21 protein-coding genes are annotated in these 25,581 nt (G+C 63.0%); 7 read left to right on the forward strand and 14 right to left on the reverse strand.

Features of this window, described 5'->3' with window-relative positions; all coding sequences use genetic code 11:
- Window positions 1–14: 14 nt before the first annotated feature.
- A complete protein-coding gene (locus RQ479_RS18235) occupies window positions 15–1,307 on the forward strand; it encodes a cysteine desulfurase-like protein (protein WP_376702091.1) in 1,293 nt (430 codons plus the stop codon).
- Here RQ479_RS18235 and RQ479_RS18240 read toward each other — a convergent pair.
- On the reverse strand, window positions 1,238–2,110 hold the full coding sequence (locus tag RQ479_RS18240) for an NAD(P)H-dependent oxidoreductase (RefSeq protein WP_376702092.1): 873 nt from the start codon (window positions 2,108–2,110) through the stop codon (window positions 1,238–1,240). The two genes, RQ479_RS18235 and RQ479_RS18240, sit on opposite strands and share 70 nt — an antisense overlap.
- 93 nt (window positions 2,111–2,203) lie before the next feature.
- On the opposite strand from RQ479_RS18240, the gene RQ479_RS18245 reads away from it, so the two are divergent.
- Window positions 2,204–3,124 carry a LysR family transcriptional regulator gene (locus tag RQ479_RS18245; RefSeq protein WP_376702093.1) on the forward strand — a complete coding sequence of 307 codons (921 nt, stop codon included), beginning with the start codon at window positions 2,204–2,206 and terminating at the stop codon, window positions 3,122–3,124.
- A 22-nt stretch (window positions 3,125–3,146) separates the two neighbouring features.
- On the opposite strand, the gene RQ479_RS18250 is transcribed toward RQ479_RS18245, so the two are convergent.
- From RQ479_RS18250 to RQ479_RS18270, 5 genes are read right to left on the reverse strand one after another with little or no spacing between them, the layout of a single operon-like run.
- Entirely contained in the window at window positions 3,147–3,977 is an 831-nt protein-coding gene (locus RQ479_RS18250; protein ID WP_254816240.1) for a dipeptide ABC transporter ATP-binding protein, read from the reverse strand.
- Window positions 3,974–4,849 carry an ABC transporter ATP-binding protein gene (locus RQ479_RS18255; RefSeq protein ID WP_023676824.1) on the reverse strand — a complete coding sequence of 292 codons (876 nt, stop codon included), beginning with the start codon at window positions 4,847–4,849 and terminating at the stop codon, window positions 3,974–3,976. Before RQ479_RS18255 ends, RQ479_RS18250 begins: the two co-directional genes overlap by 4 nt.
- 4 nt (window positions 4,850–4,853) lie before the next feature.
- Window positions 4,854–5,771: an ABC transporter permease subunit gene (locus RQ479_RS18260; RefSeq protein WP_023676823.1), complete on the reverse strand. Its 918-nt coding sequence runs from the start codon at window positions 5,769–5,771 to the stop codon at window positions 4,854–4,856.
- Window position 5,772: 1 nt separating this feature from the next.
- Window positions 5,773–6,780: an ABC transporter permease subunit gene (locus tag RQ479_RS18265; protein WP_376702094.1), complete on the reverse strand. Its 1,008-nt coding sequence runs from the start codon at window positions 6,778–6,780 to the stop codon at window positions 5,773–5,775.
- Between the two features lie 58 nt (window positions 6,781–6,838).
- Window positions 6,839–8,431 carry an ABC transporter substrate-binding protein gene (locus RQ479_RS18270; protein ID WP_376702095.1) on the reverse strand — a complete coding sequence of 531 codons (1,593 nt, stop codon included), beginning with the start codon at window positions 8,429–8,431 and terminating at the stop codon, window positions 6,839–6,841.
- 491 nt (window positions 8,432–8,922) lie between these two features.
- Here RQ479_RS18270 and RQ479_RS18275 point away from each other — a divergent pair, with 491 nt between their 5' ends.
- Together RQ479_RS18275 and RQ479_RS18280 are read left to right on the forward strand one after the other, a co-directional pair.
- Window positions 8,923–10,875 (forward strand): long-chain fatty acid--CoA ligase, encoded by a 1,953-nt coding sequence (locus RQ479_RS18275; RefSeq protein ID WP_376702096.1) that lies wholly within the window; start codon window positions 8,923–8,925, stop codon window positions 10,873–10,875.
- A 7-nt stretch (window positions 10,876–10,882) separates the two neighbouring features.
- Window positions 10,883–11,617, forward strand: a complete 735-nt coding sequence (locus RQ479_RS18280) for a methyltransferase (RefSeq protein WP_376702097.1) — start codon at window positions 10,883–10,885, stop codon at window positions 11,615–11,617.
- Here the strand turns inward: RQ479_RS18280 and RQ479_RS18285 are convergent.
- Window positions 11,601–12,323, reverse strand: a complete 723-nt coding sequence (locus tag RQ479_RS18285; protein ID WP_376702098.1) for an HAD family hydrolase — start codon at window positions 12,321–12,323, stop codon at window positions 11,601–11,603. The two genes, RQ479_RS18280 and RQ479_RS18285, sit on opposite strands and share 17 nt — an antisense overlap.
- A 5-nt stretch (window positions 12,324–12,328) precedes the next feature.
- On the reverse strand, window positions 12,329–13,972 hold the full coding sequence (gene pgi, locus RQ479_RS18290) for a glucose-6-phosphate isomerase (RefSeq protein ID WP_376702099.1): 1,644 nt from the start codon (window positions 13,970–13,972) through the stop codon (window positions 12,329–12,331).
- Between the two features lie 255 nt (window positions 13,973–14,227).
- On the opposite strand from pgi, the gene RQ479_RS18295 reads away from it, so the two are divergent.
- Both RQ479_RS18295 and RQ479_RS18300 read left to right on the forward strand, forming a co-directional pair.
- A complete protein-coding gene (locus tag RQ479_RS18295) occupies window positions 14,228–15,721 on the forward strand; it encodes a PLP-dependent aminotransferase family protein (protein WP_352467513.1) in 1,494 nt (497 codons plus the stop codon).
- 189 nt (window positions 15,722–15,910) lie between these two features.
- Window positions 15,911–17,500, forward strand: coding sequence for a trimethylamine methyltransferase family protein (locus tag RQ479_RS18300; protein WP_353016320.1), 1,590 nt, complete (start codon window positions 15,911–15,913; stop codon window positions 17,498–17,500).
- 3 nt (window positions 17,501–17,503) lie between these two features.
- On the opposite strand, the gene chrA is transcribed toward RQ479_RS18300, so the two are convergent.
- The 4 genes from chrA to RQ479_RS18320 all read right to left on the reverse strand — a co-directional run bounded on the left by chrA (window position 17,504) and on the right by RQ479_RS18320 (window position 23,230).
- Window positions 17,504–18,892: a chromate efflux transporter gene (chrA, locus tag RQ479_RS18305; RefSeq protein ID WP_376702100.1), complete on the reverse strand. Its 1,389-nt coding sequence runs from the start codon at window positions 18,890–18,892 to the stop codon at window positions 17,504–17,506.
- The gene (locus RQ479_RS18310; protein ID WP_376702101.1) at window positions 18,889–19,728 is read right to left on the reverse strand and encodes a chromate resistance protein ChrB domain-containing protein; all 840 of its coding nucleotides are present in this window, start codon (window positions 19,726–19,728) and stop codon (window positions 18,889–18,891) included. Before RQ479_RS18310 ends, chrA begins: the two co-directional genes overlap by 4 nt.
- Window positions 19,729–19,999: 271 nt before the next feature.
- On the reverse strand, window positions 20,000–21,805 hold the full coding sequence (locus RQ479_RS18315) for an IlvD/Edd family dehydratase (RefSeq protein ID WP_376702102.1): 1,806 nt from the start codon (window positions 21,803–21,805) through the stop codon (window positions 20,000–20,002).
- Window positions 21,806–22,045: 240 nt separating this feature from the next.
- Window positions 22,046–23,230, reverse strand: a complete 1,185-nt coding sequence (locus tag RQ479_RS18320; RefSeq protein ID WP_376702103.1) for an Mrp/NBP35 family ATP-binding protein — start codon at window positions 23,228–23,230, stop codon at window positions 22,046–22,048.
- Window positions 23,231–23,425: 195 nt separating this feature from the next.
- On the opposite strand from RQ479_RS18320, the gene RQ479_RS18325 reads away from it, so the two are divergent.
- Window positions 23,426–23,803, forward strand: coding sequence for a VOC family protein (locus RQ479_RS18325; RefSeq protein WP_352467519.1), 378 nt, complete (start codon window positions 23,426–23,428; stop codon window positions 23,801–23,803).
- Between the two features lie 38 nt (window positions 23,804–23,841).
- Here the strand turns inward: RQ479_RS18325 and RQ479_RS18330 are convergent, their stop codons facing one another.
- Both RQ479_RS18330 and RQ479_RS18335 read right to left on the reverse strand, forming a co-directional pair.
- A complete protein-coding gene (locus RQ479_RS18330) occupies window positions 23,842–24,846 on the reverse strand; it encodes an inorganic phosphate transporter (protein ID WP_352467520.1) in 1,005 nt (334 codons plus the stop codon).
- On the reverse strand, window positions 24,846–25,487 hold the full coding sequence (locus tag RQ479_RS18335) for a DUF47 family protein (protein WP_376702104.1): 642 nt from the start codon (window positions 25,485–25,487) through the stop codon (window positions 24,846–24,848). The genes RQ479_RS18330 and RQ479_RS18335 overlap by 1 nt, the downstream gene beginning before the upstream one ends.
- Window positions 25,488–25,581: the final 94 nt, after the last annotated feature.

The raw sequence follows: 25,581 nt of genomic DNA on the forward strand, positions 1-25,581 counted from the left end.
CGCAGGAGACGACCTTGAACCAGCATCAGATTTCGAAAACCGGCGATGCCGCAGCGTTCCCGGTCGAGACGATCCGCGCGATGTTTCCCGCCTTGCAGAAGGCGGGCGACTTCGTCTTCATGGACAACGCCGCCGGCGCGCAGATCCCGCAAAGCGTGCTCGATGCGGTCACCAACCATTTGGTCGCGCATAATGTGCAGCGCGGCGGCCGCTATGGCCGCAGCGTCACCGTCGACCAAGCCGTCGCCGGCGCGCGCGAAAGCGTGGCCTTGCTGATCAACGCCGCCAACCCGGCGGAGATCTGTTTCGGCATGAACGCCACTTCGTTCATCCGCCTGGTCAGCCTCGGCATCGGCCAGATGCTTTCTGAGCGCCCAAACGGGGACCGTGACGAGATCGTCATCACCGACATGGATCACGACGCCAATATCGCGACGTGGCTGGCGCTGGCGCCCGCCGGCGCCAAGTTCAAATGGTGGCGGATGCGCGATGACGGCAATCTGCATGCCGATGATTTGCGCCCGCTGGTCTCCGAGCGCACCCGGCTCGTCGCCTGCACGGTGACGGCGCATTCGATCGGCTCGATTGTCGACGTTGCCTCCGCGGCTGGGATCGCACATGCGGCTGGCGCCGAAGTGTTCCTCGACTGCGTGCATTATGGGCCGCACGGATTGATCGATGTGCAGGCCTGGGACTGCGACTATCTGGTCTGCTCCGGCTACAAGAATTTCTCGCCGCATATGGGCTTCCTGTGGGGCCGCTTCGAAACGTTGAAGCGCCTGCCGACCTTCCGCGAGGATTTCATCCCCGACGAGCCGCCTTACAAGATCGAGGCCGGTACCTTCATCTACGAGAACGTCTCCGGCATGGATGCCGCGGTGCGCTACCTCGAATCGATCGGCCGCAATTTCGCTCCAGCCAATAACCGGTCGCGCCGCGACAACATCGTCGCCGGTATGAATGCCATCCGCGACTACGAGCAGGTGCTGGCGCGCGAAATGCTGGCGGTGCTCAAAGATTGCGGCGCGACGATCTACGGCGTGGCCGAAGAGGCACGCCTCAGCGAGCGCGTGCCGACTTTCTGCTTCAACATCGGCACGCTGTCGCCGCAGAGGATCGTCGAGGAGATGGCCGAGATGCAGATCGGCATCCGCGACGGCCACATGTATGCGCCGCGCCTGATGAAGCGGCTCAATCTCAGCATGGACAGCGGCGCCGTGCGTGCCTCGCTGGTGCATTACAATACGATCGAGGAAGTCCGGCGCTTCGGCGAGGCGCTGCGCACCATCATCGCCCGCCTGTCCTGATCGGGCTGGCCGGCGGCGCCGGCGCGATTCTCGTGGAGCGCGAAGGCCGTCGCACCCGGGTTCTCCAAGCCGGGGCGCAATTGCATGCTTGGGATCAAGTAATCGCCGCCATTCTGCTGCCGATAGGGAATGGGCCGGATTGTCTCGAGCGTCCGCATCCTCTCGCGCAGTCGCTCCGCGACAGGCTCGAAATCGGCCTCCCCGAAACGGTCCACCCTGTAGACCACGAACGGCGGAAGCACGTCGTAGCCCGGATAGTAGAGAATCCCGTGATTGATCGGGAACAGCAGGTCGTCGATCGGGCCGTTGACGCCGCGGGCGGAATAATGCTCCTCCCAGCCGCCGGTGGTCACGATCAGCATTGCGCGCTTGCCGGCGAGCGTTCCCTCACCAAAGCGGTCACCCCACCGCTTGTCGCTGTGCTCGCCAACGCCATAGGCGAAGCCGTAGGCGTACACCCGATCGACCCAGCCCTTGAGGATCGCCGGCATGGCGTACCACCACAGCGGGAACTGGAGGATCAGGGTGTCGGCCCATAGCAGCTTGTCGATCTCGGCTTTGACGTCATCGGTCAGAGTGTTGGTCGCAAAGGCCTTTTTGGAGGCGCCGGCCGGCAGGAAGCGCGCTTCGGGCGGCCACGACGGAAAGTCGGCACGGTCCACCTCGGCTTTCCAGCCATCGGCGTAGAGGTCAGACACCCGCACCTCGTGGCCCTGGGCCTCGAGTTCCCTGATGGCGACGTCACGCAACGCGCCGTTGAGCGAACGCGGTTCAGGATGAGCAAAAATAAGCAGGACTTTCATGGGTCTACTCCGAAGAAGGACGATAGACACCAAAGGTAGCCAGCCGTGGGCTGCTCCACTATATGTAGGAAATGTATAAGATAATGCCGAATAATGGATAGATCTGACGTCACTCTCGAGCGCATGTGCACCTTCGTTCGCGTCGCCGAGCGCGGCAGCCTCTCGGCGGTGGCGCGCGAGCTCGGAGTTGGGCAGTCGACGGTCACACGGCATTTGCGAGAACTCGAGGAGGCCGTCGGCGTGCCCTTGCTCAGCAGGACCACCCGGCGCGTCACGATGACCGATGAAGGCAGCCGTTACTATGCCGACAGCGTCCAAATCCTGCGCCTCGTTGAGCAGGCCGGCGACGAGGCACGGGGCACGCGCGGCGCGTCGGCCGGCACGATCCGGATATCCTGCACGGCGGCGCTCGGGGTCTTGCATGTCAGCCGGCTGATCTTCGGCTTTCAAGACAGCTATCCCGACATCGGGATCGATCTCAGCCTCACCGACGAGCGCATAGATCTTGTGCGGGAGGGCGTCGACATCGCGCTTCGCCTTGGCCCGCTCACCGACAGCTCAATGAAACTGCGGGCGCTCGGCCAGTCCCGGCGTTTGCTGGTGGCGGCGCCGGCCTATCTGGCGGCGCGGGGCAGACCGGCTGTCCCGCAGGATCTGCCTGGCCATGAAGGCATCCGGATGTCGAACATCGCGGGAAGCGACATGCTCGCCCTGCAGGGGCCAGGCGGCGAACGCCACGCAGTGCCTTTCGCTGGCCGGTTTCGGGTCGATCATGGGCTGGCTGCGCGCGAAGCCCTTGTCGCCGGGCGCGGTATCGCACCCGCCCACCACTGGCTTGTCGACGATCTTCTGGCGGCCGGCCGGCTGGAAGTGGTCCTGCCGGGCTATTTTCCGCCTCCCGTCCCGCTGAGCATGCTGATCGTTCCGGAGCGTGCGGGCATTGCCCGGGTGCGGCTGCTGGTCGACTTTCTCGCCGAGCAGATCTCCGGCATTCCGGGGATTGAGAAGCGGTAGCCGGCCGGCAAACCTTGCCGGATCAGGCGGCCTTCTTCTTCGCCAACCTTGCCTTGATGCTGGCAACGTCGGCACGCGGCGTCGCCGCGAACAGCGTCCTGGTGTAGCTGTGCTTGGGGTCGGCGAATACCTCGTCGCGCGAGCCGTATTCGACCGCTTCGCCGAAGTACATTACCATCACGTCGTCGGCGATGTAGCGCACCACCGACAGGTCGTGGCTAATGAAAACATAGGTCAGCTGAAATTCGTCCTGCAGGTCGGCGAGCAGGTTCAGCACCTGCGCCTGCACCGAAAGATCAAGTGCCGAGACCGGCTCGTCCAGCACCAGGAGGCTGGGGTTGAGCATCAGCGCGCGCGCAATGGCGATCCGCTGGCGCTGGCCGCCCGAAAACATATGCGGGTAGCGATTGTAGTGCTCGGGGCCGAGACCGACCTTCTTCAGCATCTTCATGGCAAGATCGCGCCGCTCGTCGGCCGTGCTGTCGGTGTTGATGAGCAGCGGCTCGCCAAGCACGTCGCCGATCTTCTGGCGTGGATTGAGCGAACCATAGGGGTTCTGGAAGACGATCTGCACCTTGCGGCGCATTTCCTTCGACAGGCCGTCCCTGGCTATGTCTACCTTCTTGCCGTCGATGAAAAGCTCGCCGGAGGTCGCCGGATCGATCAGTGTGATTATGCGAGCGAGTGTTGACTTGCCGCAGCCGCTCTCGCCGACGATGGCCAGCGTCTTGCCCTTGTCGACGCTGAACGAAACACCCTTGACCGCATGAACCGTACGGGAGGGGCGGAAAAGCCCGCCGCCGACATGATAGTCGCGCACGATGTTCTTGCCTTCGACTACCGTCACGCTCATGAGGCGGTTCCTCCTGCGGATCGGGCTGCGACTACAGATGGGGCCGGCTCGAACAGCATGTCGGAAACAGTAGGCAACCGGTCGCCGACGGCATTTTCCGGCAGCGCCGACAGGAGCGCGCGCGTGTAGTTGCTCTTGGGGGACTCGAACAGCGACAGCACGTCGGCCTCTTCCATCTTGCGGCCCTTGTACTGGACGATGACACGGTCGGCGGTCTCGGCAACCACTCCCATATTGTGGGTGATCATGATCAGGCCCATGCCATATTTGGCCTGCAGGCCGACCAGCAGATCGAGGATCTGCTTCTGGATGGTGACGTCGAGGGCCGTGGTTGGCTCGTCGGCGATCAAAAGCTTCGGATTGCAGGCGATGGCAATGGCGATCATGACGCGCTGGCACTGGCCGCCCGACATCTGGTGCGGGAAGGAGCCCAGCCGTTCCTCGGGGTCGGCGATGCCGACGAGCTTCATCAACTCGATGGCGCGCGCCCGGCGCTGGGCGCGGTCCATGCCCATGTGGAAGCGCAGCACCTCCTCGATCTGGAAGCCGACGGTGAAGCACGGGTTGAGGCTGGCGACTGGTTCCTGGAAGATCATCGAAATGTCCTTGCCGACGATCTTGCGCCGCTCGGATGGGCCGAGCTTGAGCAGGTCGATGCCGTCGAAGGCCATGCGGTCGGCCCTCACTGTGGCGGTGTTGGGCAAAAGCCCCATCACCGCCAGCATCGCCACCGATTTGCCGGAACCGGATTCGCCGACGATCGCCAGCACCTCGCGCGGTTCGACCGACAGGTCGATACCTTGTACCGCCATGAATGGTCCGGCGGCGGTGTCGAAGGAAACGGTCAGGTTCTTGATCTCGAGAAGAGGCATTGGATTATGACCTCTTCAGTTTGGGATCGAAGGCATCGCGCAAGCCGTCGCCGATCAGATTGATTGCAAGCACAGTGATCAGGATGGCAAGGCCGGGGAAGGTCACCACCCAAGGCGCGCGCAGGATGAACTCGCGCGCCGAGGCGAGCATCGTGCCCCATTCCGGCGTCGGCGGCTGCGCACCGACACCGAGGAAGCCGAGCGCCGCAGCCTCGAGAATGGCGTTGGAGAAGGACAACGTCGCCTGTACGATCAGCGGCGCCAGGCAGTTCGGCAGGATCGTCCTCACCATCAAGCGAAGATGACCGGCGCCGGCCACCTTGGCGGAGATCACATATTCGCGGTTCTTTTCGGCCATCACGGCGGCGCGGGTGAGACGCGCGAAATGCGGCTGCAGCACCAGCGCGATCGCCAGCATGGCGTTGAACAGGCCGGGGCCGAGGATCGCCACCAGCACCAGCGCCAGAAGCAGCGACGGGAAGGCCAGGATGATATCCATGATGCGCATGATCAGCGTGTCGACCCAGCCGCGGAAATAGCCGGCGAGCACGCCAAGCACGATGCCGCTGGTAAGCGAGAAGACGACGACCACCAAGCCGATGAACAGCGAGAAACGCGCCCCGAAGATCAACCGTGAAAGCATGTCGCGGCCGACCGCATCGGTGCCGAGCAGGAACATCGATTTGCCGCCTTCCTGCCAGGCAGGAGGTGCCAGCAGCGCATCGCGAAACTGCTCGTCGGGCGAATGCGGCGCGACGAACGGCGCAAAGATCGCCACCAGCACCAGCGCCGAAAACACGACAAGGCCGATGACGGCCCCGGTGTTCATCGAGAAGTAGTGCCAGAACTCGGCAAACGCCCTTTGCCTGCCGCCTGTCGGGATGGAGGCAGCGGTGGCTTCGGCGGCGGATTCGTCGGTCATCTCACTGCACCCGGATGCGCGGATTGATGACGGCGTAGAGCACGTCGACGATCAGGTTCACCGCCATGACGATCAGCGCGATGATCAGCAATCCGCTCTGGACGACGACATAGTCGCGCTTGCCGATGGCGTCGATCATCCATTTGCCAATGCCTGGCCAGGAAAAAATGGTTTCGGTCAGAATGGCGCCCGCCATCAACGTGCCGACCTGCAAGCCAATGGTGGTGACCACCGGGATCAGCGCGTTGCGAAAAGCGTGCAGCCCGATGACGCGGCGCGGCGCCAAGCCCTTGGCGCGCGCGGTGCGCACATAGTCCTCGCCCAGCACCTCGAGCATCGCCGAGCGCGTCTGGCGCGCTATGACGGCAAGCGGGATCGTCGCCAGGACGATCGACGGCAGGATCAAATGGCTGACGGCGGATCTGAAAGCGCCGCTCTTGCCGGAGATCAGGCTGTCGATCAGCATGAACCCCGTTGTCGGCTTGAAGAAATACTGCAGGCCGATGCGGCCGGAAACCGGCGTCCAGCCGAGATAGCCTGAGAAAAAGATGATCAGCAGCAATCCCCACCAGAAGATCGGCATTGAATAGCCGGTCAGCGCGACACCCATCGTCGCCTGGTCGAACCACGAGCCGCGCTTGACCGCAGCGAAAATGCCGGCGGGGATGCCAAGCAGAATGGCGATGATCAACGCCACCGTCGCCAGTTCCAGCGTGGCCGGAAACAGCGCCTGGAATTCGCCGAGCACTGGCCGCTTGGTGGCAATGGATATGCCGAAATCGCCGGTCAGGACCCTGCCGATATATTCGAGGTACTGGATGACATAGGGCCGGTTGTAGCCAAACTGCTCGATGAGCTGGGCATAGCGTTCGGGGCTGACGCCACGCTCGCCGGCCAGGGCCAGGATGGGATCGCCAGGCAGAAGCCGGACGAAAGCGAACGCCGCCAGCGATATGCCGAACACGGTCGGGATGATCAAAGCGAGCTTGTGGAGGAGATAACGGAGCATCTTGCTTCATAGAACGGCGGCGCGGGAAGTCCAGCGCCGCCATTCAATTTCTCAGGGCTTATTCGGTGACGTCGACGCCGTCAAACCGATGAATGCCGAGCGGGTCCATAACGAAGCCCGTCACTTTCTTGTTCATCGGCATGAAGACCTTGGAGTGGGCGATGGTCAGCCACGGGGCCTCACGCTTGAACACGGCCTGAGCTTCCTCGTAGATCTTGGTGCGCTCGGCGACGTCGGTCGTCGCCTTGCCCTTCTTCAGCAGGCCTTCGAACTCCTGATTGCACCAGATTGCATAGTTGGACTGGCCGATGGCATCGCAACCGAGCAGGAAAAAGAAGTTGTCCGGATCGCCATTGTCACCGGTCCAGCCCAGCTGGAAGGCGCCGTCGCGATCCTTAGCCTTGCCGCGCTGGCGGTACTCGGTCCATTCGTAGCTGACGATCTCCGCCTTGACGCCGACGGCGGCATAGTCGGCCTGGATCAACTCGGCGACGCGCTGGGCGTTCGGGTTGTAGGGACGGCTGACTGGCATAGCCCAGATCTTCATCGACAGATCCTTGACGCCCGCGTCGGCCAGCATCTTCTTGGCCGCCTCTGGATCATAGGGATCGTCCTTGATGTCCTTGTTGTAGGACCACATGGTCGGCGGGATCGGGTTGATGGCCGGCGCGCCGGCGCCCTGATAGACCGCGTCGATGATCGCCTTCTTGTTCACCGCCATGTTGAGAGCCTTGCGGACCTCGACCTTGTCGAAGGGCGGCTGCGTCGTGTTGTAAGCCATGTAGCCGATATTCAGGCCTTCCTGCTCGTCAACCTTGAGGTTCGTGTCGGCCTGCAGTCCGGCGATGTCGGCCGGCGCCGGGTACGACATGATATCGCACTCGCCGGCCTTGAGCTTCTGCGCGCGCACGGCCGGATCGGGCGTGATGGCGAAGATCAGATCGTCGATCTTCTGGCGGCCGCCATAGTAGCCGTCCCATGCCGCGTAGCGGATGACCGCATCGACCTGATAGTCGACGAACTGGAACGGACCGGTGCCGATCGGTTTCTGGGTGAACTGCTGCCGAGTGCCGGCCTTGTCGAGCTGGTCGGCATATTCCTTGGAGACGATCGAGGCGAAATCCATGCCGAGATCCGGCAGGAAGGCAACCTCGGGCTTGTTCAGCACGAATTTCACGGTCAGATCGTCGACCTTGACGATTTCCTTCAGAAGTTCCGGGAAGCCCATGCCGGCAAAATATTCCCAGCCGGTACCTTCCAGATAGCTAAACCACGGGCTTTCCTTCTTCCACTGGCGTTCGAAAGAAAAGATCACGTCGTCGGCGTTAAGGTCGCGCGTCGGCGTGAAATAGTCGGTCGTCTGGAATTTCACACCCGGGCGAAGCTTGAACGTGTATTCGAGACCGTCGTCGGAAACCGTCCAGCTCTCGGCGAGGCCGGGCGAGATGGTGGTCTTGCCATGCTCGAACTCGACCAGGCGCGAATAGATGGTGCGCGACGAGGCGTCGAAGTCGTTGCCGCCGCTCCATGGTGACGGGTCGAAGCCGGCCGGCGATGCCTCCGAGCAATAGACCAGTTGTTTTGCATTGGCCATGCCGCCGAGGACGCTTGCAGCCAGCAACGCGGCTGCAAAAGTCAGTTTCTTTTTCATTGAGCACTCCCTGATGTTCTTCCAAGCCCCTCTGTCAGGCTCGCGAAGCGCGCATATAAGCACCGTTTTTCTAGCTTTGGAACTCCTCGTTTGCCTAACCCACGGGAAGCAGAAAAAAATTCCGACATGCGGCAAATTGTGGAAAAAACTAGCCGAATCCGCAGATCACGGGTTTGTTAACGACCTCAATTTTTTATTGATCGACGACACAGCAAACTCGCAGATTCGAGCCGTTCGGTTCGCCACCGGTACCAAAAAGATGCCTGTCCGAAAACCGGGCGCGGCGGAGAGGTTTGACGGCAAGTCTTGCCGCACTGCCAGGTGGGCGAGGCTTGCACGGCCGCCGCTAGTGGCAATACATAGATAGATGGACGGCGTGCTGGATTTCCCAGGTTCAGGACATTGCGGCAAACGTGGATACCTTTGTTCGTCAGGGGCGGCGGTGGCGCTCAAGCGTGCCGAAACAATAAGAACGATTGAGGGAGCGACAGGTGGCAAAACCGGCAAAGACAACGACCGCGGCGAAAGCAAAGGCCGAGGCAACATCGAAAGTGGTCAAGCCAAAAGCAGCCGCAACCAAACCGAAGGCTACCGCCAGGCCGGCGGCGAAAACCGCGGCTGGAAAGGCTGCCAAGCCGACAGCCGGCAAGACGGCGCCTGCCGCAAAGTCCGCCGCCGCCAAGCCGGCGGCGAAGGCAGTGCCGACAGCGCCCAAACAGGCGGCAGGTCCAGCCAAGAGATTACCGAAGGCGATCACGTCGCTGGCCGCCGGCCTGCCGGAAAAACCGTGGCTCAAGAGTTACCCAAAGATCGTGCCGGCTGAGATCGGCAACCTGCCCTCCAGCTCGATCGGTGACTTTCTCGTCGCCGCCTGCAAGCAGTTTGCGAATCGGCCGGCCTTCGTCTGCATGGGCAAATCGATCACCTATGCCGACCTCGAGCGACAATCGGCGGCCTTCGGCGCCTATCTGCAATCAAAGGGGCTGCAGAAGGGCGCGCGCGTCGCGGTGATGATGCCGAATGTGCTGCAATATCCAGTGGCGATGATGGCAGTGCTCCGCGCCGGCTATGTCGTGGTGAACATCAATCCGCTCTACACGCCGCGCGAACTGGAGCACCAGCTCAAGGATTCCGGCGCTCAAGCCATTGTCATCCTCGAAAATTTCGCCTGCACCTTGCAGGCGGTGATCGCCAGGACCGCGGTCAAGCATGTCGTGGTCGCCACGATGGGCGACATGCTCGGTGGGCTCAAGGGAACGATCGTCAACTTCGTTGTACGCCGCGTCAAGAAGATGGTGCCGGCATGGTCACTGCCCGGCCATGTCAAATTCAACGCCGCATTGAAGGCCGGCTCCGGCGTGACCTTCAAACCCGCCGAGGTCGTGGCCGACGACATCGCCTTCCTGCAATATACAGGCGGTACGACCGGCATCTCCAAGGGCGCGATGCTTTTGCACAGCAATGTCTTGGCGAACGTCGCGCAGAACGCGCTCTGGGTCGAAGACGCCTACACGGTCAAACCGAAACCGGCGCATATGAACTTCCTCTGCGCGCTGCCGCTCTACCATATCTTTGCGCTCACCGTGAACGCGATGATGGGAATGCAGCAGGGCGCACAGAACGTGCTCATCCCCAACCCGCGCGACATTCCCGGCTTCGTCAAGGAGCTGCAGAAATACCCGATCCACATCTTCCCGGGCCTCAATACGCTGTTCAACGCGCTGCTCAACAATGAGGATTTTCGCAAGCTCGACTTCAAGCCGCTGATCCTGACGCTGGGTGGCGGCATGGCGGTGCAGAAGGGCATCGCCGAGCGTTGGAAGGCGCTGACCGGCTGCCCGATCAGCGAGGCCTACGGACTCTCCGAAACTTCGCCGGGGGCGACCGCCAACAAATTCAGCGACGGAGTCTACACCGGCACGATCGGCCTGCCGCTGCCCTCGACCGAGATCGCCATCCGCGACGACGACGGCAACAATTTGCCGCTCGGCGAAGTCGGCGAAATCTGCATCCGCGGACCGCAGGTGATGGCCGGCTACTGGAACCGGCCGGACGAGACCGCCAAGGTGATGACCAAGGACGGCTTCTTCAAGTCGGGCGACATGGGCTTCATGGACGAGCGCGGCTACACCAAGATCGTCGACCGTAAGAAGGACATGATTCTGGTTTCCGGCTTCAACGTCTATCCGAACGAACTCGAAGAGGTGGTGGCGCAGCATCCGGGCGTGCTCGAAGTGGCGGCGATCGGCGTGCCGGACGAGCACTCGGGTGAAGTGCCAAAGCTGTTCGTCGTCAAGAAGGACCCGGCACTGACCGCCGAAGCGCTGGTGGCTTATTGCAAGGAGAACCTGACCGGCTACAAGCGCCCCAGATACATCGAGTTCCGCACCGAGCTGCCGAAGACGCCGGTCGGCAAAATCCTGCGCCGGGCGTTGCGGGGCTAGGCGCAGCTTGAGACATTGCATCGCCGACGCCCACGCCGTGGATACGGGTACGCGTCCAGACCCGGCAGAGTTCATCCAGGCGAACATGCGGATCGCCGCAGTGCCTGCGATTCCCGAAATCCGGCTTTACACTGCCCATCCCGGAAGCGGGCTCAGGCGGCTTGTCGAGGGGAACCAACACGGCATCGAGGAAGACGGACCTGAACCGGAACCACCGTACTGGGCCTATGTCTGGGCCGGCGGCGCGGTGCTCGCCCGCTACATATTCGACCGGCCGGAGACCGTGGCCGGGCGTCGCGTGCTCGATCTCGGCGCCGGCTCGGGCCTTGTCGGCATCGCGGCGGCGAAAGCCGGAGCCAGCGAGGTCGTCGCGGCCGAAATCGATCGCAATGGCGTGGCCGCTCTCGGCCTCAATGCGACCGCGAACGGCGTCGCTATCATGATCATTGGCGAAGACATCACCGGCGGTCCGCCGCCACCGGTGGACATCGTGGTGGTCGGCGACCTGTTTTACGCCCACGATCTCGCCGGCCGGGTCGTTCCCTTCCTCGAACGCTGCCTTGGAGCCGGCATCGCCGTGCTGATCGGCGATCCTGGCCGCGCCTATCTGCCCCGCTCGCGGCTTCGCCTGCTGGCCGAATACGAGGTGCCGGATGTCGGCGAAGGCAGGAATGCGGCGATGAAACCGAGCGGCGTGTTCTCGTTCGGACCAGCTAGCTGCGAGTCTAGACCGTCTCGCTGACTCGGGCCGCAAGAAAATCGGGCAGATCGGCAACCGAATCCAGAATGATATCGGCGATCTGCGACAGCGATTCACGTGTACCGGTGCCGGACAGCACGCCGATCGCCAGGCCGCAGCCGCCGGCGCGCGCCATTTCCAGATCGTGGCGATTGTCGCCGACGACGGCGATCGCCGTTGGCCTGAGTCCTGTCAGATCCGAGAAGGCAAGGATCGTATCCGGCGCCGGTTTTGGATTGGCCACCGCGTCGTAACCATAGGCGGCTTCGAAAAGCTGCGCGACGCCCAGTGTGACCAGGGTCTTTTCCGCGCCGCTGGTCGAGTCGTTGGTGGCGACGCCAAGCCGGTAGGATTTTCTGTGAAGCAGCCCAAGCGTCTCGACCACACCCGGCAGCGCCACCGCCATTGCCGATCCTTGCGCCGAGGTGATGGCGTTGAAGCGGGCGACGGCAAGCATCTGGTCCTCGTCGGACAGCCGCGGAAACCACAGCTCGACGACGTCCATGTTGGTGCCGGAGGCAAAAATCGAATCCGGCTTGAAGCGCTTGGTGGCGAAGTCGAAGCCCGCCGCCGCAAGCAGCCTGTCTGCTTTCCAGCGATCGCCTTCGGCCGCATCCATCGCCATGAAGTCGGCGATGCCCAGCCATGTCGCGTTGAAATCGACAAGCGTGCCGTCCTTGTCGAACAATATTCCCTTGATGTCCGCCAAGCTTTTCACTCCGGGCCGCGCAAGCGGTGAATGTATTCCACCAGTCCGGCAGTCGAGGCATCCCGCTTTGCGGCATTCTCCTTGCCTTCAACGACGGGCAGCAGGCCGGTCGCCAGTTCCTTGCCGAGCTCGACGCCCCACTGGTCGAAGGAGTTGATGTTGAACAGCGTGCCTTCGACGAAGACGCGGTGCTCGTAGAGTGCAATCAGCCGTCCGAACGTGTGGGGGTCGAGTTTCCTGTAGAGGATCGTCACCGAGGGGCGGTCGCCGGAGAAGACGCGATGCGGAGCAATCCTGTCGACATCGGCGGGCTTCATGCCTTTCGCCAGCATCTGTGCTCGGGCTTCCTCCAGCGTGCGACCCTTCATGAAGGCTTCCGACTGCGCCAGGCAATTGGCGAGCAGAAGGTCGTGGTGATGCTTCAGTTCCGGCTCGTGGCCGACGGCAGCGGCAAGGAATTCGACCGGAATGAAATCGGTGCCCTGATGCAGAAGCTGGAAGAAGGCATGCTGGCCATTGGTGCCGGGCTCGCCCCAGACCAGCGGGCCGGTCGGCATCGTTACAGCGCCGCCGTCCAGGGTGACGCTCTTGCCGTTCGATTCCATGTCGAGCTGCTGCAGATAGGCCGGCAGCCTGGACAGACGCTGATCGTAGGGGATGACGGCGCGAGCGGGGTATTTGCAGATCACGCGGTGCCACCAGCCAATTAGCCCCATCAGCGCCGGCAGGTTCTTCGCCAGCGGCGCAGTGCGGAAATGCTCGTCCATCTCATGGGCGCCGTCGAGAAAGGCGCGAAAATCCTTCGGGCCGATGGCGATCATCACCGGCAGGCCGATCGCACCCCAGACGGAATAACGGCCGCCGACCCAGTCCCAGAAGCCGAAGACGCGGTCGGGCGCGATGCCGAATTTGGCGACCAGGTCGAGCGCCGTCGAGACAGCGGCGAAATGCTTGCCGACTGCTTCCTTGCCGAGCGTCTTCTCGACCCATCCGCGCGCGGTCTCGGCATTGGTCATCGTCTCGACCGTGGTGAAGGTCTTGGAGGCGATGATGAACAGGGTGGTTTCGGCGGAAAGACCCTTCAGTGTGTCGTGAATATGGGCACCGTCGATATTGGATACGTAATGCGAGCGCGGCCCGTCATGATAGGGCGCCAGCGCCAGCGTCGCCATGGCCGGGCCGAGATCGGAGCCGCCGATGCCGATGTTTACGATGTCGGTGATCTTCTTGCCGGTCGCGCCGGCCGCCTTGCCGGAACGCACCGCGTCCGCGAAGGCACCCATCGCGTCGAGTACGGCAAGGACTTCCGCCTTCACGTCCTGGCCGTCGAGCACGATGCCCTTGCCGGTCAGGTTGCGCAGCGCCGTGTGCAGCACGGCGCGGCCTTCGGTGACGTTGATCTTCTTGCCAGCAAACATCGCGTCGCGCCGGCCTTCGAGGTCGGCGGCCTCAGCCAGCTTCTCCAGCAACTCCATCGTCCGCGCATCGACCGCGCATTTCGACCAGTCGAGCAGCAGGTCGCCGTCGCTGGCGGAGAATTTCTCGAAGCGCTGCGGATCGGCAGCGAAAGCCTCGCGCATCGAGCCCGATTTGGCCGCACGATGATCGCGCAATGCGTCGAGCTGCTTTTGAAAGGACGATTGATCCACTGCTTCGCTCCGGTCTCTTGAGATGCATCTTATCAGGCCGGATGTTTCCGGCGCGTGTCGTCGCGGCAAACTATCGGGTCGAATTCCATCTGTTTCAATGCGCAGCGATGCCGCAGCGCAGCGTGGGCCGGCTCAAAGGATCACTGGCATAAATCCCAGCGATCAGAAAAATTGATTGGCGCAACACCTTGTGCCACCGGTACATTCGACTGGTCCAGCCAAGTGAAAAAAGCTGGCCATCGAGGAACATCTCCCATGCCACAGCGAAACGACACGGCCATATGGTCCGGCCTGTTCCGGATTTCGGCGGAATCCGGTCAGACCCTGCAGGCGCAGATCCGCCAGGCGATCGTCGCCGCCATCCTCGACCGGCAGATCGCGGCTTCGATGCCGCTTCCCTCCTGCCGGATTCTTGCCGAAAAACTCGGCGTAGCGCGCGGCACCGTGGTGCTGGCCTTCCAGCAGCTGGTCGACCAGGGCTTCCTGGTGGCGCGCGAGCGCCGCGGCCATTTTGTCAATCCCGAAGTGCTGGCGACGCCGGCCAAACCGCACCAGAAGGCGCCCGACCAGGCCAATGAGATCGACTGGAAGGCCCGCCGGCAGATCGCGGCGAGCGACATGCCACCGCCGGCCAAGCACGACAACTGGATCAAGTCGTCCTACCCCTTCGTCTATGGCCAGTTCGACCCGGCGCTGTTCCCGACCGCCGAATGGCGCGAGTGCAACCGCATGGCGCTGGCGGTGCTCGAAATCCGCAACTGGGCGTCCGACATGGTCGACCGCGACGATCCGCTCCTGATCGAGCAGATCCAGGCACGGCTGCTGCCGCGACGCGGCATCTTCGCCAATCCGGACGAGATCATCGTGACGCTGGGCGCGCAGAACGCGCTTTACATGCTGGCGACGCTGTTGATGACCAAGGGCTCGAAGGTGGCGATGGAGGACCCGGGCTATCCCGATGCACGTTCGATCTTCCGGCTGGCCGGCGCCGACATCCAGCCGGTTCCGGTCGACCACTCCGGCATCGTAACCTCGGCCATTCCCAATGATTCCGGCTTCGTCTTCGTCACGCCCAGCCACCATTGCCCCACCATGGTGCCGCTATCGGCGGAGCGGCGGCAGGATCTTCTGGCGCGCGCCAACCGCTACAACCAGATCATCATCGAGGACGGCTATGACAGCCAGCTCCTGGACGAGGCGCCGCAGCAGGCGCTGAAGAGCCTCGATCGGTCCGGCCGCGTCGTCTACGTCGGCTCGATGTCGAAGACGCTGGCTCCCGGCCTCAGGCTCGGCTACATCGTCGCCTCGGCCGGGCTGATCTCCGAGCTTCGGGCGCTACGCCGTTTCATGCTGCGCCATCCGCCGGCGAACAACCAGCGCGCCGTCGCATTGTTCCTGTCGCTCGGCCATCACGAGGCGCTGGTGCGGCGGCTGTCGAGCGCCTTTGATGAGAGGCGCAAGCGTCTGGTCCATGCGATTTCCGCCTTCCTGCCGGAGTGGCGCTCGACCGATTCGGCCGGCGGCACGTCGCTCTGGCTCGAGGGGCCGCGCGGCACCGATTCGCGCGGGCTGGCGGAGGCCGCAGCCTCGCGCAGCGTCATCATCGAGCCTGGCGACCGCTTCTTCGACCGCACCGAAAAGCCATCGCGTTTCATGCGCTTGGGCATTTCCTCGATCGCGTTGCAGCACATCGAACCCGGCATCCGCGAACTGGCGACGGCAGCTGGACGCAGGCCGGCAGCGGCTTGATCACCCTCCCGACCGGAGCCTGGTGCATGTAGTGCGGCTCCGGTTCTTTAGCTCCTTGGCATATGCGACGGGACCGGCTGGCACATAGGCTGTGCCAATGCCGGCGGCATAGTCGGAGTATAGGGGACGAAGCAGGCTGATGGTGGACCAACCCCGCGCCCGCTCCGCAGCTAAAGTTGGAGTGCCTTCATGCCAGTGGCCCATGAGAAGCAGGACGTGTCCGCAGACCAGCGTTCGCGGCGGTCCGGCGGGCGCGAGGCGCGCCGCGCCATGCGGGCGGCACCGCTCGCCGACGACGTCAAGCCGGTGCGCGCCGGCCTCGAAGGCGGAAGCTACAGCCCGCTCAGCGGCAATGATTGCGAACGTATCCACGAGGCCGTGCTTACTCTTTTGGAGACAGTCGGTTTCGCCAACGCCATCCCCTCCTGCATCGAGGCACTGACCAAGGCCGGCGCGACCCTCAGTGAGGACGGCCGCCTGCGCTTTCCCCGCGGTCTCGTGCTCGACACCATCAAGAAAGCGGCACGGCATTTCACCCTGCACGGCCAGGATCCGAAGCATGACATGGTGATCCAGGGCAAGCGTGTGCATTACGGCACGGCCGGCGCTGCGGTGCATCTTGTCGATGTCGAAAAGCGTGAGTATCGCGAGTCGCTGCTGCAGGACATTTACGATGCCGCGCGCTTGGTCGAAGGGCTCGACAACATCCATTTCTTCCAGCGGCCGATGGTGCCGCGCGACATTCCCGACCCGCTCGATATGGATTTCAACACGCTCTACGCCTGCGTCATGGGCACGTCGAAGCATGTCGGCACCTCGTTTACCGTGCGTGAGAACGTCAAGCCGGCGCTCGACATGCTCTATGCGATCGCCGGCGGCGAAGAGAATTTTCGCGCCCGGCCTTTCGTCTCCAATTCCAACTGCTTCGTCGTGCCGCCGATGAAGTTTGCAGAAGACGCCTGCGGCGTGCTCGAAGCCTGCGTCGAGGGCGGCATTCCGATCCTGCTGCTGTCGGCAGGACAGGCGGGTGCGACGGCACCGGCGGCGATTGCCGGCGCCGTGGTGCAGGCGGTCGCCGAAGTGCTCGTCGGCCTCATCTACGTCAACGCCATCAAGCCAGGCCATCCAGCGATTTTCGGTACCTGGCCGTTCGTCTCGGATCTCCGGACCGGCGCCATGTCGGGCGGTTCGGCCGAGCAGGCGGTGCTGACCGCGGCCTGCGCGCAGATGGCGCAATTTTACGACCTGCCGGGCGGTTCGGCCGCCGGCATGACAGATTCGAAACTGCCTGACATTCAGTCCGGCTACGAAAAGGGCATAACCGACGTGATGGCCGGTCTTGCCGGCCTCAACCTCGTTTATGAATCGGCCGGCATGCACGCCTCGCTGCTCGGCTTTTGCCTTGAGAGCCTGATCATCGACAACGACATGCTCGGCCACTGCCTGCGCTGCGTGCGCGGCATCGAAGTGACGGACGAATCGCTGTCGATCGACACCATTGCCGATGTCTGCCTGAAGGGCCCGGGCCATTATCTCGGCAACGAGCAGACGCTGCGGCTGATGCAGACCGAATATTTCTATCCGGCCGTCGGCGACCGCTTTTCGCCGAAGGAATGGAATGAGAAAGGCAGGCCCGATATCCTGCAGCGGGCGATTATCGAGAAGAAACGCGTGCTTGCCGAACGCTTCCCGCGCCACGTGCCAAAGCCGGTCGACGACAAATTGCGCGCCCGCTTCGGCGATATGATCAAGCTGCCGCGCGGCAGAATGGGCGGCTGAGCGTTACCCGCTCGCCGCCAGCAACAAGACACCGGCCAGCGCCGATCCGGCAAGCGTCGGCAGCATACCGATCTTCAGCTTCAGAATGGCGATCATCGAGGCACAGGAAAGCAGCGCCGCGCGCCAGTCTATCGATGAAAGCACCGGCACGTCCATTCCAAGCCCGACATTGCGCACTTCGCCGAAGATGACGTGCAAGCCAAACCATAGAGCGAGATTCATGATGACGCCGACGACGGCGGCGGTGATCGCACCAAGCGCCGCCGACAGCGCCTTGTTGCCGCGCAGCGCTTCGATGTAAGGCGCGCCAAGGAATATCCATAGGAAACATGGGGTAAACGTCGCCCACAGCGTGAACAGCCCGCCAAACAATCCCGCAAGCAGCGGCGCAAGCAAGCCCGGCTGGCGGAACGCGGCAACGAAGCCGACGAACTGCAAGACCAGGATGAGCGGACCCGGCGTGGTTTCGGCAAGCCCAAGGCCGTCGACCATTTCACCGGGTGCCAGCCAGCCGAAGGACTCGACCGCTGCCTGCGCAACATAGGCAAGCACGGCGTAGGCGCCGCCAAAGGTGACGACCGCCATGACACTGAAGAAGCCACCGATTTGCGTCCAAACGCTGGCAGGGCCGGTGACAGCCCAGACCAGCAGAACAGGCCCCAGCCAGATCGGCAGCCAGATCGCCAAAGTGCGCGGCGCATGCCATCGCGTCGGCCTGACGTGGGTCAGTTCGCCGCGCTCGAACATCAGATCGACCACGCCCTTTATGTCGGGAACATCGCCCTTGCCGTGCGACGCGCCGGAAAAAAATACCGGCGCACTATGGTTGCCGATCCAGCCTGCCAGGCCGGCAAGCAGCACGATCAGCGGAAACGGCACGTTCAACGCGTAGATGGCGATGAAGGCGGCGAGTGCGATCGACACCATGACCGGGTTTTTCAGCGCGCGTCTGCCGATCCGGATCACCGCCTCGATGACAATGGCGAGCACGGTCGCCTTGACTCCGAAAAACAGCGCCGCGACGAGTGGTACATCGCCATAGAGCGCATAGAGGCTGCTCAGGACGAACATGACAAGCGCGCCCGGCACGACGAAGAGAATGCCGGCAACAAGGCCGCCGACCGTTTTGTGCAGCAACCAGCCGATATAGATGGCGAGCTGCTGGGCCTCGGGGCCAGGCAGCAGCATGCAGTAGTTCAACGCATGCAGGAAACGCTGTTCGCCGATCCAGCGCCGTTCCTCGACCAGTTCCTTGTGCATGAGCGCGATCTGCCCGGCCGGGCCGCCAAAGCTGAGCACGCCGATTTTCGCCCAGACCTTCACGGCCTGCCGGAAGCTCGGCACAACCGGCTCCTGGATCTCCGGCGGCTTCTTCGAGAGGACGGCGCTCACGATGGTTTGCCTGCGCCGAGACTGACTGCGCCGGCGGCCGGCCAGTTATGCGTCTCCTCGGTGGCATCGCGGCACCAGCGGAAGAACGCATCGTAAAGCAGCATGCCGGCCTCGAGCTGCTCCAGATCATCGCGAAACATCCGTGACAGGCCAAGCGAGGCGGCCAGGAACCCGGCCGCCTGTGGAACAAGATCGAGGCTCGCAGTATCGGCAGCGCGTATGATCGTGGCCAGGCGATCGAGCGCTTCGGATTTAAGCCCGAACTCCTCGATCATGGTGTCGAAAGTACAGCGTTCGCCGCGATGGCTCCAGAACACGTTCTCGATGTCGAAAGGCACGGCCTGAAAGCGATCGGCGACGGCCGCCACTTCGGCCGGCTCGACGAAGAGAAAGACTGCATGAGGATCGATGAAGCGCCGGATCAGCCAGGGGCAGGCGATGCGATCGACCTTCGGGCGCGTACGCGTCACCCAAACGGTGCGGCCCTTGGCATCGGCGGGCGGTATCTTGTCGGCGTGAACGAGAATGCCCTTGGCATCGCGCCATGCTTCAAACCCGCCGTCGAGCGATTCGGCGGCAATGCCGTCCTGCCGCAGCCATGCGGCCACGCCTTGCGAGAGCTTTTTTCCCTGCTGGCAGACGACTGTCACTTGCCTGCCGGCGAAGTCGGCAGCCCAGTTCGAGACAGTCCTGAAATCACGACGATCCGACCCCGGCAGCAGGCGCGGATCGGCGTTGTAGTCATCATCGATGCGGACGTCGATGATTGCGGGTGCACCCGGCAGCCCAATCAGACGGGACAGTTGCGATACAGTGATAGCGGTTGTTGACGGCATGGCGTCCACCTCCTTGAAAGAGAAGCTTGGACGCGAACGTTGGGCTGACGCCTCACGGGGTCGTCGCGATGCACCCCTTGCGATGATCGTGGATTTGTCACGCCCGCTTGTCAAGCATTTGTCCCTGCTGTCGCAGGGCAATCGCTTTTGACAAATGACCGCATCCAACTCTGTGGCGGGCATTTCTCCCCGTTAGCGGGCTGTTAACGGGGAGAAATGAGGTGACCGCAAAATTGGCGACCTGACGGCCGCCTCATGCGACGGACTCTGGTCAGTGATTGTCCCTCGGCACGCCGCTTGTATGAGCCACATCCTGGTATTTCACCGCCGGCTTCAGCACCATGCCTTCGGAAAACTGGTCGACCATGCCGCGCTGGATTTCCTGCCAGGGCGTCTGGTGCTTCGGATAGTGATAACCACCATTGCTCTGCAGCTCGGCGCGGCGCCGCGTGATCTCGTCGTCGCTGACGAGGATGTCGGCGGTGCCCTTGCGCAGGTCGATGCGGACGCGGTCGCCGGTCTTCAGCAGCGCCAGGCCGCCGCCGATGGCGGCTTCCGGCGAGGCGTTGAGGATCGATGGCGAGCCCGACGTGCCCGACTGGCGACCGTCGCCGATACAGGCTAGCGCGTGGATGCCCTTTTTGATCAGATATGCAGGCGGCTGCATGTTGACGACTTCGGCGCCGCCGGGATAGCCGATCGGGCCGGCGCCACGCATGAACAGGATGGTGTGCTCGTCGATGCCCTGTGCCGGGTCGTCGATGCGGGCGTGATAGTCCTCGGGGCCGTCGAAGACCATGGCGTTGCCCTCGAAAGCTTCGGGGTCCTTCGGGTTCGACAGATAGCGCTCGCGGAATTCGGGCGAGATGCCGCTGGTCTTCATGATCGCCGAATCGAACAGATTGCCCTTGAGGTTGATGAAGCCGGCATTGGCTTTCAGCGGCTCGGCAACCGTGCGGATGACGTCGAGGTTCTCGTTGACGGCGCCGCTACAATTGTCGCCGATGGTCTTGCCATTAGCCGTCATGGCTTCCGGATAGGGCAGCAGGCCGCCCTTCATCAGTTCGGCGACCACGGCCGGCACGCCGCCGGCATGGTGATAGTCTTCGCCGAGATATTCGCCCGTCGGCTGCAGATTGACGATGAGCGGTATGTTGAGGCCGACCTTCTGCCAATCGTCATTGTCGAGCGGCACGCCGAGATGGCGGGCGATGGCGTTGAGGTGGATCGGCGCATTGGTCGAGCCGCCGATCGCCGAGTTGACGACGATGGCGTTCTCGAAGGCCTTACGGGTCATGATGTCGGAGGGCTTCAGATCCTCATGCACCATGTCGACGATGCGCTTTCCGGTCTCGTAGGCGATCTGGCCGCGCTCGCGATAGGGGGCGGGGATAGCGGCCGAGCCCGGCAATTGCATGCCGAGCGCCTCGGCCAGCGAATTCATCGTGGTGGCGGTACCCATCGTGTTGCAATAGCCGGTCGACGGCGCCGAGGAGGCAACGATATCCATGAACTCGTCATAGCCAATCTCGCCGGCCGACAGGCGCTGGCGCGATTCCCAGACGATGGTGCCGGAGCCGGTGCGCTTGCCCTTGTGCCAGCCGTTGAGCATCGGGCCGACCGAAAGCGCGATAGCCGGAATGTTGACGGTGGCCGCGGCCATCAGCATGGCCGGCGTCGTCTTGTCGCAGCCGATGGTGAGCACCACGCCGTCGAGCGGATAGCCGTAGAGCACCTCTACTAGGCTGAGATAGGCAAGGTTGCGGTCAAGTGCAGCCGTCGGCCGCTTGCCGGTTTCCTGGATCGGGTGGCAAGGGAACTCGAAAGGAATGCCACCCATCGAGACGATGCCTTCGCGCACGCGCTTGGCCAGTTCGATGTGATGGCGGTTGCAGGGCGACAGGTCCGAGCCGGTCTGGGCGATGCCGATCAGCGGCTTCCCGGACATCAGTTCGGCCCGCGTCAGCCCGTAGTTCAGGTAGCGTTCCAGATAGAGTGCCGTCATGCCCGGATTGTCGGGATTGTCGAACCACTCCTGCGAGCGAAATTTTTTCTTGTGGGTGGGGGCGCCTGCCATCGTGGTCTCCGTATTTGTATGACAAATCGATATGACAACGCGCGGAAGCAGGCAAGGGGCACGCGCCATCCGAATCCGCACTTTGGTGCGATAGACATACATCTGCCCCCCACGCTAGATGGGATCGCGGTTTCTCAGCCCGCTATCCCGGAAAAGTTGGAGCGTGTCGCCGCGGACCCTACCTGACCCTTCCGGCCACCCTCCCCCTCAAGGGGCCCACTTGGGGGAGGGACATCCGCCTCACTCGAATACGATGCTCGGCACTGCAGCCTCGGCCGCGCCGCGCTCTTCATTGACGCGGTCCCAGACCTTGGCGGCGATGTCGCGATAGATTTTCGCCTCAGCGCCATCCGGCTTGGAGACCACCACCGGCGTGCCGGCATCGGAGCTTTCGCGGATGCCCATCTCGAGCGGCACTTCACCAAGGAAGGTGACACCGAGACGCTCGGCCTCGCGGCGCGCGCCGCCATGGCCGAAGATGTCGTAGCGTTTTCCCGTATCGGGGGCGAGAAAATAGCTCATGTTTTCGACGATACCCAATAGCGGCACGTCGACCTTTCTGAACATGTTGAGGCCTTTGCGCGCATCGATCAGGGCCAGGTCCTGTGGCGTCGAGACGATGACGGCGCCGGCCAGCGGCACCTGTTGGGCCATGGTCAGCTGGGCGTCGCCGGTGCCGGGCGGCATGTCGACGACGAGCACATCGAGCGGTCCCCATTCCACCTCGCGCAGCATCTGCGTCAATGCCGACATCACCATCGGCCCGCGCCAGATCATCGGCGTCTCCTCATCGACGAGGAAGCCCATCGACATGACCTTGAGGCCATAATTCTGCATCGGTTTCAGGATCTTGCCGTCGACGGTCTGCGGCCTGCCACGAATGTTGAGCAGACGCGGCATGGAGGGGCCATAAATATCGGCATCGAGCACGCCGACCCGCAACCCGTTGGCGGCAAGCCCAAGGGCGATATTGACGGCGGTAGTCGACTTGCCGACGCCGCCCTTGCCGGAAGCAACAGCGATGATCGCCTCGATGCCGGGTACGCCGCGCTTGCCCTGGCTGTGTGAGGCCGGCGCCTGGGGCATGGGACGCGCAGGTGCGGCCGGTGGAGCGGGCCTCTGAGCCGGTCTTTGCGGAACCGGCGCCTCCATGCCGCCGCCCTTCTTTTCCGCCGTCAGCGCGACCACGGCGCCGGCGACACCGGGGATCGCCTTGACGACACGTTCGGCCGCCGCACGCAGCGGCTCCATCTCCTGGGCACGGGCAGCGGGAACGGTGATCGAGAAGAACACCTTGGCATCGGCAATGAAAATCTCGGACACCAGGCCGAGGTCGACGATATTGCCGGTGAAATCCGGCCCATTGACCGTTTTCAGGCGCTCGATAACGATTTCCTTGGTCACGTTTTCATGGGCGGCGGGCATGAGTTTTTCCTCTACTTTTCCGCTCCAGATAATGCAGTTCCGGAATAGAACCAAGCGATGGACCAACAGTTGCAGCGGCGTACCGGGGAGGCAGCGAACATATGACGGCATTTCCAGTGGGAGTAGCCGTCGCCAAATCGTCAACGCAGCCTATTTCAATGGACATGGAATGACCGTCAGGGAAGGAGACGAATCATGCTCGCAAACAGCAACGCAACGGCCAATCTCGCTGTGAAGGACCTGGCCAAGGCCAGGGCTTTCTACGAAGGGACGCTCGGCCTCAAAGAGGTGCACAATGAGGGTGGCGAACTGATCGTCTATGAAAGCGGCGATACCGCCATCAACGTGTACCGTTCGAACTTCGCTGGGACCAACAAGGCGACGGCTGTGACCTGGACGGTCGGCGATGAACTCGGCAAAATCGTCGAGGCATTGAAATTGAAGGGCGTGACCTTCGAGCATTACGACATGCCGGGCCTGACGCTGGAGGGTGACGTTCATGTCGGTCAGGGCATGAAGGTCGCATGGTTCAAGGATCCGGACGGCAACATCCTGAACCTCGTGGATAGGTAGATACGGCGCATCGCCTGCCGCGCAGTGCTGCGGTGCTGTCACCATGCCAGGCCGACCGCGAGGTAGGTGAGAGCCGCGATCGCCGCGGTTGCCGGCAGGGTGACGATCCATGCCACCACGATGTTGCCGGCAATGCCCCAGCGAACGGCGGAGACGCGGCGGGCGGCGCCGACGCCAATGATGGCGCCGGTGATCGTGTGCGTGGTCGATACCGGAATTCCGAGCCAGGTGGCGGCGAACAGGGTGATCGCTCCGCCGGTCTCGGCGCAGAAACCCTGCATCGGGTTCAGCCGGGTGATCTTCGAGCCCATTGTGTGGACGATGCGCCAACCGCCGAGCAACGTGCCCAGCGCCAGCGCCGACTGACAGGTGATGACGACCCACAGCGGCACGTAAAAATTCGCGCCGAGCATGCCTTGCGAATAGAGCAGCACGGCGATGATGCCCATGGTCTTCTGCGCGTCGTTGCCGCCATGGCCGAGCGAATAGAGCGAGGCGGAAAAGAACTGCATGACGCGGAACGTGCTGTCGACTGCGAACGGTGTCTGCCGCACGAACAGCCAGGAAACCGCAAGGATCAAGATGAGCGCCAGCAGAAATCCCGCCGCCGGCGATAGTACGATGGCTGCCGTGGTCTTGCCCAATCCGGCCCAGACGATAGCGCCGGTGCCTGCCTTGGCAACGCCGGCGCCGACCAAACCGCCGATCAGTGCGTGTGAGCTGCTGGACGGGATGCCGATGAGCCAGGTGACGATATTCCAGACGATGGCGCCGACAAGTGCTGCGAAGATCACTGCCGGTGTGACGATGCTGGCGTCGATGATGCCGGTTCCCAGCGTCTCCGCCACGTGGAGACCGAAGAACATGAAGGCGATGAAATTGAAGAAGGCCGCCCAGAACACCGCATAATGCGGCCGCAGCACCCGGGTGGAGACGATGGTGGCGATGGAGTTGGCGGCATCGTGCAGGCCGTTAAGGAAATCGAAGAACAGCGCGACGACGACAAGGCCGACCAGCACGGGAAAGGCTATTGCGGCTTCCACTATACGTTCTCGATGACGATGCCGCTGATTTCGTTGGCGACCTCCTCGAAGCGATCGACCACCTTTTCCAGCTCGCCGTAGATCTCGCTGCCGATCAGATAGGCCATCGGATCGCTGCGGCCGTGCCGCTTGAACAGGTCCTTCAGGCCCTGCTCGTGCAGGTCGTCGGCCCGGCCTTCCGCGCGCATGACCTCCTCGGCGATGGCGTTGAGGCGCACCGTATGCGCCCCGACCTCGCCGAGCAGCGGGATCGCCTCGGCCACCAACTTGGCGGCCTCGACGATGACGCCCCCCATTTCCTGCATCAGCGGGTCGAATTCCTTCTTTTCGAACAGCCTTACCGTCTTGACGGTCTTGTGCATCATGTCGATGGCATCATCCATCGACTGGATCAGGTCCTTGATGTCGCCGCGGTCGAAGGGCGTGATAAAGGAGCGGCGCACGGCCAGCAGCACTTCCGCGGTGATCTGATCGGCTTCGTCCTCGAGATCGATGATCGTCTGACCCCAGCGGTCGATGTCGTTGCCCTGCAAAAGCTGCTGCAGTGCCTCGGCGCCAGCGACCACGGTGCGGGAATGCCGCTCGAACAGGTCGAAGAAGCGATCTTCGCGCGGCAAAAGCTTGCGGAACCAGCCCAGCATGTTCGGTCTCCCGTCGTGTCCAGTCCACGACCCCCGTCCCCTCCACGACCCCGTCCCATCCACATAGCGCTGCATGCCATTGCGGGAAACAGTA

The organism is Mesorhizobium sp. ISC25, assembly GCF_042295465.1.
Classification (GTDB): Bacteria; Pseudomonadota; Alphaproteobacteria; order Rhizobiales; family Rhizobiaceae; genus Mesorhizobium.